This is a genomic window from Adhaeribacter rhizoryzae (assembly GCF_008629685.1).
In the GTDB taxonomy this organism is placed as follows: domain Bacteria; phylum Bacteroidota; class Bacteroidia; order Cytophagales; family Hymenobacteraceae; genus Adhaeribacter; species Adhaeribacter rhizoryzae.
In genome coordinates, this window is sequence record NZ_VWSF01000001.1 from 441,834 (window position 1) to 452,318 (window position 10,485).

Genomic DNA, 10,485 nt, shown 5'->3' on the forward strand with positions numbered 1-10,485 from the left:
ATGTATAACCTCAACGTCCAAATCGACCCAAATTCCGGCTTTTGTTTCGGTGTTATCTACGCCATTCAAATGGCCGAAGATATACTGGATGAGCAAGGCTATTTATATTGCCTGGGTGATATTGTGCACAACGACGAGGAAGTAGAGCGCCTGGAAAAACGGGGCCTGCGCATTATTGATTACGAAACGTACAAAAACTTACATAACGAACACGTACTTATCCGGGCGCACGGGGAACCACCTTCTACTTACCAGATTGCTCTGGAAAATAACTTAAACCTGATTGATGCTTCGTGCCCGGTAGTATTAAAGCTGCAAAACCGCATTAAAACTTCTTACGACAAGCAAGAGAAAATATACATTTACGGTAAGCACGGCCACGCTGAGGTAAAAGGCTTGCTGGGCCAAACCAATAACAATGCGGTGGTATTCGAAAATATTGACGAATTGCTGCAACACGAGCTACCCCAAAATATTACCCTGTATAGCCAGACCACTAAAAGTACCAATAGCTTTTACAACATTAAGAATTACCTCGAAGAAAAAGGCTACGTGGTAGATGCCAACGATACCATTTGCCGGCAGGTGTCTAACCGCGATAAAGATTTGCGCACCTTTGCCAACCGCTTCGATAAAATTGTGTTTGTGTCAGGTACCAAATCTTCTAATGGTAAGGTACTCTACCAGGTTTGCAAAGACACCAACCCCAACACGTATTTTGTTTCGAAGGTAGAAGAACTTTCGCCAAACATGTTCTCGCCCGGCGATTCGGTGGGAATTTGTGGCGCTACTTCTACACCCATGTGGCTAATGGAAAACGTGCGCGATGTGCTGCTGGCTTATTAAATATTTAATTTAAATAAGAGGAGCTTTTAATAAAACCCTCCGGAAAGCTGAAAATTGGCTTAGTAAGAATTAATAACGAACCAGATTTGTTGGTTGCTTAAGGCCTGTCTGGAATATTAAAAATGGATTATTTGCAAAAACATAAAGGTGCCGTAATTGCCACGCTGGTTATTTTAAGTTGGGGTTTAAGCCTCTGGTTTTTGCTGCATTTTCCGGTTAATATTTATTCGCCGGTGCCTTACCTGTTATTATTGGTGCAAACCCATTTGTATACCGGTTTATTTATTACGGCCCACGATGCCATGCACGGCGTAGTTTCCCGGAACAGAAAAGTAAATAAAACTATTGGTACGCTGGCCGCGGGTTTATTTGCTTACAATAATTTTAACCGGTTGCTGCCTCGCCACCACGCGCACCACCATCATGTAGCTACCGGCCAAGACCCGGATTATCACGGCGGTAATTTCTTTATCTGGTATTTCAGTTTTCTTAAAAATTACATTACCTGGCAGCAACTGGTGTTAATGGCCATCACTTTTAATGTACTTAAACTAATATTCCCGGCCGAAAACGTTATCTTGTTCTGGATGATACCGGCTATTCTGGCTACTTTCCAGTTGTTTTATTTTGGTACCTACCTGCCGCACCGCGGCGAACACGCTTCCGATAACAAACATAAATCGCATACCCTGGCCAAAAACCATACCTGGGCATTTATTAGTTGTTACTTTTTTGGCTACCATTACGAGCACCACGACAAGCCTTACATACCCTGGTGGCAGCTTTACAAAGAGAAAAAATAAGTACCTGTTGCCAACCAGTTTTTCTTCTTTCCTATCCTAATTATTCCCCTGATTAGTAATTATTTAATGCCCGATTTTGCCCATTATTCTTTTTCACTAAAGGCAGAATAATCCCTTAATATATCCGTAAATATACTTACGCGCCTCCTTTATTTCTGCTGGTTTATAATTGGTTTTAACCGGTAAATTTTATTCTTTTTTGTTGTTGTGGGCTGTTATTCCACAAACCGGTAATTTTCTTTCCACTTCCTCCACTTTGCCCCACTTTGGTATTGACAGATTAGATATTTCTGATTATAATATTGGTAAATATAATTAAAACATTGATAGTCAATTGTTTAACTTGATATAGCTTGTTTGTGGGTGTTTTTGCCAGTTGATTGCCCTTGGGAAAACTAGGGTAAAAGTGTGAGTGAAATTGTGGATAATGTGTATAAGTGGGGTTGATAACCATAATTTATCCACAAAGTGGTAAAAAGTGGGAGAACGAGGTTGACTTAATTTTTCTTATCCGTATTTTTGTTTACTCCGGAATCTACCCGGAAGACAAAAGGCCCTGTATGAACTTTCTTTCCGGCGAATACGAGTGTAAGCTAGACCCGAAAGGAAGATTGGTTTTACCTGCAAAGATAAAAGCCAATCTGCCCGAGGAATCTGGCAACCAGGTGGTGCTGACCCGGGGGTTTGAGCCGTGCCTGGTACTGTATCCGCAGGCGGCCTGGAAAGTGATTTACGACAAGGTGGCTAGTTTGAACGAGTTTAACGAAGAGTACCGGAATTTTCAGCGGAATTTTTTCCGGGGTAATACCGAAGTAGAACTGGACAGTGCCGGCCGGTTTATTTTGCCCCGTACCATGGTGCGCTACGCCGAAATAGAAAAAGAAGTAATTGTGGTAGGCTTGGGCAATCGCGTTGAAATCTGGAACCCCGACAAATACGAAGACTTCCTGATTAAAGATCAGCAAGGATTCTCGTCGTTGGCTCAGAAGTTTTTAGGCGATCAACCTTTAATTGAACCCGGAATATAATGGCGTATCACAAGCCGGTTATGTTGCAGGAGTCGGTAGAGGCCCTGGCCATAAAGCCCGAAGGGGTTTATGTAGATGTTACGTTTGGCGGTGGCGGCCATTCGGCCTTAATAGCGAGTAAGCTTACCACCGGTAAATTATTTGGTTTTGATCAGGACCCGGACGCGGAAAAAGAAGGCGAAAAGCTAGAAGCCAAGACTTTTACGTTTGTGAAAGCCAACTTCCGGTACCTGAAAAAATACCTGCGCCTGTACGGGGCCAAGCAGGTAGATGGCATTTTGGCAGATTTGGGCGTGTCGTCGTACCAGTTCGATACTTCCGAAAGAGGTTTTTCTACCCGTTTTGATGGGCCGCTGGATATGCGCATGGATAAAGCGGCTGATAAAACCGCCAAAGATATTTTAATGACTTACGCCGAAGAAGACTTGCACAAGTTGTTTGGGATTTACGGCGAAGTAAAAAATGCCCGGACGCTGGCCCGTACGATTGTTTTAAAAAGAGCCTCGCAGGAAATCGAAACCATTGGGCAGTTTAAAGAAGCCATTGCGGGCTGTATGCCCAAAGGCAAAGAAAATAAATATTTGGCGCAGGTATTTCAGGCGTTGCGCATGGAAGTAAACGACGAATTAAAAGCCCTGGAAGAAATGCTGCTGCAGACGGCAGAAGTATTAAAACCAGGAGGGCGCCTGGTCGTGATTTCCTACCACTCGCTCGAAGACCGGCTGGTGAAAAACTTTATCCGGCAAGGTAAATTCTTCGGCGAAGTAGAGAAAGATTTGTACGGCAACGAAATAAAGCCTTTTGCTTCGGTATTCCGCAAACCCTTAACTGCTTCGGCTTTAGAGCTGCAGGAAAATAACCGGTCGCGGAGTGCCAAATTGCGGGTAGCTGAAAAGTTATGAGTATGCTATAAAAAAGAATCTGGTAGCAGGTTATAAGTAATAAATTGAAGCAGGAGAACTGGAGAAAAGAGAATAATGGAAGACTTAGAACTTACCAAATACCAACTAAAACTGTAAATAATGGCGGCAAACACAGTACAAGAAAGACCCCGGGTACAGCGTAAAGTTAACACGCAGCGCCCAGTGCCCCAGGAAGAGCCGGCGCGGCAGCGCCCGGAGCGGCCAAAAGGGACGAGTATTTTTGAGTTGCTGGACCGGTATACCAAAATGGATGCCTTGTTTCAGTATGGCTTGCCGGTTAAATATTTACCTTACATTATTTATTTAATGATAGTTGCCTTGTTTTACATTGGCAACACCCACTACGCCGAAAAAACAATCCGGAAAATTGATAAAATAAAAAGCGAAGCCGAAGATTTACGCGCCGATTACACCACCCTGGCCGCCGATTACATGGAAGCCAGTAAGCAATCGGAAGTAGCTCGTAAGGTAATGCCCTTCGGAATTGTGGAAAGTTCTTCACCACCTTACCAGATAGAAGTGTATGGCGAAGAATATTAAGAAATCTATTGTTACCCGGGTGCGGGTAGCATTTTTGGCTATCTGCCTGTTTGCGGTGGCCATTGTAGCCAAAGTGGTGCACGTGCAGTTTTTCGAGGGTAAAAAGTGGGCGCAGCTGCAAAAAGAAAGTCGCATGATTTACCTGCCGGTGTATGCCACCCGGGGCAATGTGCTATCTGATAACGAGAGTATTATGGCCACTTCTTTGCCGTTCTACCGCGTTGCTTTTGACCCTACTATCTGCGACGAGAAGCATTTTAACAAAGGCATTGATTCCTTAGCCCTTCTATTATCCCGATTTTACAGAGACAAATCCGCCGAAGGTTACCGCCGCAAAATAAAAAACGCTCGCTTGGCTAAACGGCGTTACATCCGTATTCACAGCCGCCAGTTAAATTACCAGGAAAAAAAGATGATGGCCTCCTGGCCTATTTTCCGGGAAGGTAAAAACAAAGGCGGCGTTATATTCGAGAAGGTAGATAAGCGTTTTCGTCCGTTTGGCACCTTGGCTCAGCGTACCATTGGCCGCATTACCGAAGATAAAAAAGGCTCTGGTTTAGAATATACTTACAACAGCTACCTGGCGGGTAAAGACGGCGAAGCTTTATTTGAAAGAATGGCCGGCGGTAATAAACCAATTTACAATGCTACCGATGTAAAGCCGCTGCCAGGCTATGATTTAAAAACTACTATTGATATTAACCTGCAAGACGTAGCCGAAAATGCCTTGTACAAAGCGCTGGTAGCCAATAATGCCCAGTACGGTTGCGTGGTTTTAATGGAAGTAAAAACCGGTGAAATAAAAGCTATTGCCAACTTAGGCAAAGCCGGCGAAGGCGTTTATGTAGAAAACTACAACTACGCCGTTGGTAACCACGGCCGTACCGAGCCGGGCTCTACGTTTAAGCTGGCTTCTATGATGGCCCTTTTCGAAGAAACCAACCTTACACCATCCGATACCATAGATACCGGTCACGGCCGCCAGTTAATTGCCGGTAAAGCCATGGGCGAAGCAACCGGCGGTGGTTACGGCAAAATATCGGTTGGGCAGGTTTTCGAGAAGTCTTCGAACGTAGGTACGGCCAAACTTATTGAGCAGCATTTTGGTACGCAACCCCAAAAATTTGTAGATTATTTGCACGAATTTGGCTTGTCTAAGCCTTTGGGTTTCCAGATGCACGGCGAGGCTAAACCTTTTATCCGGACGCCGGCAGATGTAAGCTGGAGCCGGACTTCTTTGTCGCGGATGTCCATTGGCTACGGCCTGAAAATTTCGCCCTTACAAACCCTGGCTTTTTACAACGCAGTAGCAAATAACGGCATTAAAGTTACCCCCATTATTGTAAAGGAAATCCGGAAGGGCAGTACGGTAATCGAAAGTTTTGATGCGCAGGATTTTAACCCGACCCGCATTTGCTCCGAAGAAACCGTAAAAAAATTGCGCGTGTTAATGGAAGGCGTGGTAGAGCACGGTACCGGTAAACACGTGAAAAGCCAATATTACAAAGTGGCCGGTAAAACTGGTACTTCCTGGAAAATCAAAAATGGTAAATACATAAAAGATTATTCCACTTCGTTTGCTGGTTATTTTCCAGCCGATAATCCTAAATATTCCTGCATTGTAATTATTGATACGCCCAAAAGCGGCCGGATTTACGGTGGCGATGTGGCAGCGCCGGTTTTCCGGGAACTGGCCGATAAAGCCTATGCCCGCGATTTAAGCCTGCATAAACCTTTGGCCACCCGGGTAATTACCGACCGTCAGAAATTGCCACCGGTAAAAGCCGGCAACCAGGAAGAATTAACCTTAATCACGAATAAATTAGGTATCAGCACGCATAACAAATCAGAAGAAGAATGGGTGAAAGCCGATTCGCAGGGCCACTCGCTGATTTGGAAATCTAATAAACTCATGGTAGGGCGCGTGCCCGATGTTGCCGGCATGACCTTGCGCGATGCCCTTTTTGTACTGGGTAACCAAGGCTTAAAAGTGCAAACCGAGGGTAAAGGCCGGGTTCAGGCGCAATCGCTGGAGCCGGGTACCCCCATTAAGAAAGGAAGTATTATTACTATAAAATTAAGTTAATGCCGCTTTTATCCGCTCTGCTTGCAGAAGTAAAACCCATAGGGGTAGTTGGTTCCGAGGCGGTAGAAGTACTTGGCTTAACCTTCGATTCCCGCCAGGCTGCCGTCGGTATGGCTTTCTTTGCCATCCGGGGGGTACAAGCCGATGGACACGCGTACATGGCTAAAGCCGTGGAAGCCGGTACAGCTGCGGTTGTCTGCGAACAACTGCCCGAAATATTGGTGCCGGAAGTTACTTATGTGCAGGTGCGCGATAGTTCCGAAGCCATGGGCTATATGGCGGCGGCTTTTTACGGACATCCGGCTAAGCAACTAAAACTGGTAGGCGTAACCGGTACCAACGGCAAAACCACCTGCGTTACGCTGCTGCACAAATTATTCCGGGAGTTAGGTTACCAGGTGGGCATGTTATCAACGGTGCAAAACCAGATAAACGAAACCGTTATTCCGGCTACCCATACCACCCCCGATGCCATTAACCTGAATAGTTTGCTGGCCCAAATGGTAAAAGCGGGCTGTAGCTATTGTTTTATGGAGGTAAGTTCACATGCCTTGGTGCAGCACCGGGTAACGGGTTTGCAATTTGCCGGGGCTATTTTTACCAATATTACCCACGACCACCTCGACTACCACAAAACCTTTGAAGAATATATCCGGGCCAAGAAGTTGTTCTTCGATAACCTGACGAAAAACGCTTTTGCTTTGGTAAACGCCGATGATAAACGGAGCAGCGTAATGCTGCAGAATACCAAAGCCAAAACCTATACTTACGCACTCCGCACTTTTGCCGATTTTAAAGCTCGCATTCTCGATAATTCCATTCAGGGATTGCAACTCGAAGTAGACGGGAAAGAAGTTTGGTGCAAACTTATAGGTACGTTCAACGCCTATAATTTACTCGCGGTTTACGGGGCCGCGCATTTATTAGGCGAAGATCCGGATGAAGTGTTAACCGTACTTTCCAGCTTGTCTTCGGCGGCGGGCCGCTTCGATTATATTGTATCGGATACACAGATTACCGGCATTATTGATTACGCCCACACGCCCGATGCGCTGCAAAACGTGCTGAATACCATCCGGCAGATTCGCCGTCCCGAGCAACAGGTAATTACGGTAGTGGGTTGCGGCGGTAACCGCGACGCGGCCAAGCGGCCCATCATGGCCGATATTGCCTGCCAATACAGCGACCGCGTAATTTTAACTTCTGATAATCCGCGGTTCGAAGATCCGCAGGAAATATTAAACCAAATGCAGGCTGGCGTAAAACCTACCGATTTAAAAAAGACCTTAACCGTGGTAGACCGGAAAGAAGCGATAAAAACGGCCTGTGTACTGGCCCAAAACCAGGATATTATTCTGGTAGCCGGCAAAGGGCACGAAACTTACCAGGATATTAAAGGTGTAAAAACCGATTTTGACGATAAAAAAATATTAGCCCAACAGTTTCAGGTACTGGGGAAATAAAAACGGAAAACAGAATTGTTACAGGTTGATTTCTGAATAAACAAAAAAAGTGGGTAAGAGAATTTTCTTCCCAATCAGAGATTCAACATTAAACAGAATAGATGCTTTACTACTTATTTAATTACCTCGAAGAGAATTTTGATTTTTTTGGCGCCGGGGTATTTCAATATATATCTTTTCGGGCGGGCATGGCTACGTTGGTATCGTTGCTGATTGCCATGATATTTGGTGGCCGCCTGATTAAAATATTGCACCGCAAGCAAGTAGGCGAGAGTATCCGGGATTTAGGTTTAGCCGGACAAATGGAGAAAAAAGGTACCCCCACCATGGGCGGTATTATAATTTTGCTGGCTATTCTGGTGCCCACCTTGCTTTTTGCCCGCCTCGATAATATTTATATTATCCTGATGCTGGTTTCTACGGTTTGGCTTGGCATTATTGGTTTCCTGGATGATTATATTAAGGTATTCCGCAAAAACAAAGAAGGTTTAGCCGGTAAGTTTAAGGTTATCGGGCAAATTGGTTTAGGGCTGATTGTGGGCTATACCTTATTTGTGAGCGACGATGTGGTGGTAAGGCAGTACGTTAACGGGGCCACCGGTGCCTTGTCGGCGGTAGATGCTTCGCCTACTTACCTCGATGTAAAATCCATGATTACGAGTATACCGTTCCGGAAAAACAACGAATTGGATTACTGCACTATGTTCTCGTTTGCCGAACCCATATTCGGGCAATGGGCCTGTTTCCTGTATATTCCTTTTGTAATTGTAATTATTACGGCCGTTTCTAATGGTGCCAATATTACCGATGGTCTGGATGGTTTGGCGGCTGGCACTTCGGCTATTATTGGATTAACGCTGGCGGTTTTTGCCTGGATATCCGGTAACACCATTATTGCCGATTACCTGAATATTATGTTTATCCCGAACTCCGGCGAACTGGTAATATTTTGTACAGCCTTTGTGGGGGCTTGCATTGGTTTTTTGTGGTACAACTCGTACCCGGCGCAGGTTTTTATGGGCGATACCGGTAGTTTGGCCATTGGGGGCATTATTGCGGTGCTGGCTTTAATTGTCCGGAAAGAGCTGCTGATTCCGATTTTATGCGGCATTTTCCTTGTCGAAAATTTATCGGTGATGCTGCAGGTAAGCTACTTTAAATACACCAAAAAGAAATACGGCGAAGGCCGGCGTATTTTTAAAATGTCGCCGTTGCACCACCACTACCAAAAAGTAGGCTACCACGAATCCAAAATTGTTTCGCGGTTCTGGATTGTAGGCATCATGCTAGCGATTTTAAGCTTAGCTACATTAAAATTAAGATAATTAAGTTGTCTGTTGTTAGTTGTCGGTTATCAGTTTAAAAAGAATACTTGATACTGATTCATATAAAACCAACAACTGACAACCGATAACCAATAAACCAAAAACGAATTATGATTGCGATACTGGGAGCCGGCGAAAGTGGAGTAGGAGCGGCCCTTTTGGCAAAAGCCAAAGGGCTATCGGTTTTTGTATCGGATATGGGTACTATTAAGCCGGCTTATAAAGAACAACTGCAAAAAGAAAATATTCCTTTTGAAGAAGGAACGCATACGTTCGAGCAAATTTTAACGGCCGATGAAATAATTAAAAGCCCCGGTATTCCGGATAAAGCCGAAATTATCAAGCAGGCGAAAGCCAAAAATATTCCAGTTATTTCGGAGATTGAATTTGGCGCGCGTTACTCAAAAGCGAAATTTATTTGTATAACCGGCACCAACGGCAAAACTACGACCACGCTGTTAACTTACCATTTGCTAAAAACTGCTGGTTTTAACGTGGAGCTGGCTGGCAATATTGGCGAGAGCCTGGCGGAAAAAGTAATTGAAGATACCGCGGAATATTATATAGTAGAGTTAAGCAGCTTTCAACTGGATACCATGTTCGGGTTTAAAGCCCATATTGCTATGCTGCTGAATATTACCCCGGATCACCTGGACCGTTACGACTATAATATTGGCAATTATGCGCAATCGAAACTGCGCATAACCCAGAACATGGCGCCCACCGACTTTTTTATTTACAACCAGGAAGATGCTTTAATTCGGGAGCACTTGGCAAAAGTAAATACCCAGGCTACGCTGGTGCCATTTGCGCTGCAACCATCCGGCGAGGTTAAAGCAACTTATACCAACAGCAATATTGTAACCGAAGTAACCGGCAAGCCCGAAAGTATTGATGTTTCGGCTTCGCCTTTAATTGGTAAGCATAACCAGTACAATACCCTAGCAGCAGTTACGGCGGCTTTGCTGGCTGGTGCGGAAGCATTTCGCATAGAAGAAGGTTTAGCAACCTTTAAAAATGCGGAACACCGGCTGCAACCGGTAGGCGAAGCCAATGGGGTTACTTTTATCAACGATTCTAAGGCTACCAATGTGGAAGCTGTTTGGTACGCGCTCGAAGGAATTAAGCAGCCTATTATTTGGATTGCCGGCGGCACGGACAAAGGCAACGATTACGAACCTTTAAAGCCTTTGGCAAAAGAAAAAGTAAAGGCCTTGCTCTGCCTGGGTAAAGATAATACAAAGCTGCTCCGCGAATTTGAGGGAGTAGTTCCGGTTATCCAGGAAACGCAATCGGTAGACGAGGTGGTGGAGCAAGCCAAAGCCCTGGCCCAGCCCGGCGATGTGGTGCTGTTGTCGCCGGCTTGTGCCAGTTTCGATTTATTCCAGAATTATGAACACCGGGGCCGCAGTTTTGCCGAAGCCGTGCAGAAATGGGCTTTAAACCAAAACACGATGCAATAACAGGTAAG

Annotated in this window: 9 protein-coding genes; all 9 read left to right on the forward strand. The window is 45.1% G+C overall.

The features are described 5' to 3' along the window. The 9 genes from F0145_RS01695 (at window position 1) to murD (ending at window position 10,477) form a co-directional block, all read left to right on the forward strand. Complete coding sequence (locus F0145_RS01695; protein WP_150086327.1) at window positions 1-846, forward strand: 4-hydroxy-3-methylbut-2-enyl diphosphate reductase; 846 nt, start codon at window positions 1-3, stop codon at window positions 844-846. Between the two features lie 122 nt (window positions 847-968). Beyond that, window positions 969-1,649 (forward strand): fatty acid desaturase, encoded by a 681-nt coding sequence (locus tag F0145_RS01700; protein ID WP_150086328.1) that lies wholly within the window; start codon window positions 969-971, stop codon window positions 1,647-1,649. A gap of 560 nt (window positions 1,650-2,209) precedes the next feature. After that, a complete protein-coding gene (gene mraZ, locus F0145_RS01705; RefSeq protein ID WP_150086329.1) occupies window positions 2,210-2,677 on the forward strand; it encodes a division/cell wall cluster transcriptional repressor MraZ in 468 nt (155 codons plus the stop codon). Continuing rightward, complete coding sequence (gene rsmH / locus F0145_RS01710; RefSeq protein ID WP_223815764.1) at window positions 2,677-3,579, forward strand: 16S rRNA (cytosine(1402)-N(4))-methyltransferase RsmH; 903 nt, start codon at window positions 2,677-2,679, stop codon at window positions 3,577-3,579. Before mraZ ends, rsmH begins: the two co-directional genes overlap by 1 nt. 120 nt (window positions 3,580-3,699) lie before the next feature. Continuing rightward, window positions 3,700-4,140, forward strand: coding sequence for an FtsL-like putative cell division protein (locus tag F0145_RS01715; protein WP_150086330.1), 441 nt, complete (start codon window positions 3,700-3,702; stop codon window positions 4,138-4,140). Then, the gene (locus F0145_RS01720) at window positions 4,124-6,226 is read left to right on the forward strand and encodes a penicillin-binding protein (RefSeq protein WP_150086331.1); all 2,103 of its coding nucleotides are present in this window, start codon (window positions 4,124-4,126) and stop codon (window positions 6,224-6,226) included. Before F0145_RS01715 ends, F0145_RS01720 begins: the two co-directional genes overlap by 17 nt. Then, a complete protein-coding gene (locus F0145_RS01725) occupies window positions 6,226-7,689 on the forward strand; it encodes a UDP-N-acetylmuramoyl-L-alanyl-D-glutamate--2,6-diaminopimelate ligase (protein WP_150086332.1) in 1,464 nt (487 codons plus the stop codon). Before F0145_RS01720 ends, F0145_RS01725 begins: the two co-directional genes overlap by 1 nt. A gap of 101 nt (window positions 7,690-7,790) precedes the next feature. Then, a complete protein-coding gene (gene mraY / locus F0145_RS01730) occupies window positions 7,791-9,014 on the forward strand; it encodes a phospho-N-acetylmuramoyl-pentapeptide-transferase (protein WP_150086333.1) in 1,224 nt (407 codons plus the stop codon). A 110-nt stretch (window positions 9,015-9,124) separates the two neighbouring features. After that, the gene (murD, locus tag F0145_RS01735; protein ID WP_317133163.1) at window positions 9,125-10,477 is read left to right on the forward strand and encodes a UDP-N-acetylmuramoyl-L-alanine--D-glutamate ligase; all 1,353 of its coding nucleotides are present in this window, start codon (window positions 9,125-9,127) and stop codon (window positions 10,475-10,477) included. Window positions 10,478-10,485 lie beyond the last annotated feature (8 nt).

What these genes read in the sequence shown, in the direction of transcription:
- mraY (WP_150086333.1), top strand. Translation starts at nt 7,791, where the DNA reads ATGCTTTACTACTTATTTAATTACCTCGAAGAGAATTTTGATTTTTTT.
- F0145_RS01715 (WP_150086330.1), top strand. Translation starts at nt 3,700, where the DNA reads ATGGCGGCAAACACAGTACAAGAAAGACCCCGGGTACAGCGTAAAGTT.
- F0145_RS01725 (WP_150086332.1), top strand. Translation starts at nt 6,226, where the DNA reads ATGCCGCTTTTATCCGCTCTGCTTGCAGAAGTAAAACCCATAGGGGTA.
- F0145_RS01720 (WP_150086331.1), top strand. Translation starts at nt 4,124, where the DNA reads ATGGCGAAGAATATTAAGAAATCTATTGTTACCCGGGTGCGGGTAGCA.
- murD (WP_317133163.1), top strand. Translation starts at nt 9,125, where the DNA reads ATGATTGCGATACTGGGAGCCGGCGAAAGTGGAGTAGGAGCGGCCCTT.
- rsmH (WP_223815764.1), top strand. Translation starts at nt 2,677, where the DNA reads ATGGCGTATCACAAGCCGGTTATGTTGCAGGAGTCGGTAGAGGCCCTG.
- F0145_RS01700 (WP_150086328.1), top strand. Translation starts at nt 969, where the DNA reads ATGGATTATTTGCAAAAACATAAAGGTGCCGTAATTGCCACGCTGGTT.
- F0145_RS01695 (WP_150086327.1), top strand. Translation starts at nt 1, where the DNA reads ATGTATAACCTCAACGTCCAAATCGACCCAAATTCCGGCTTTTGTTTC.
- mraZ (WP_150086329.1), top strand. Translation starts at nt 2,210, where the DNA reads ATGAACTTTCTTTCCGGCGAATACGAGTGTAAGCTAGACCCGAAAGGA.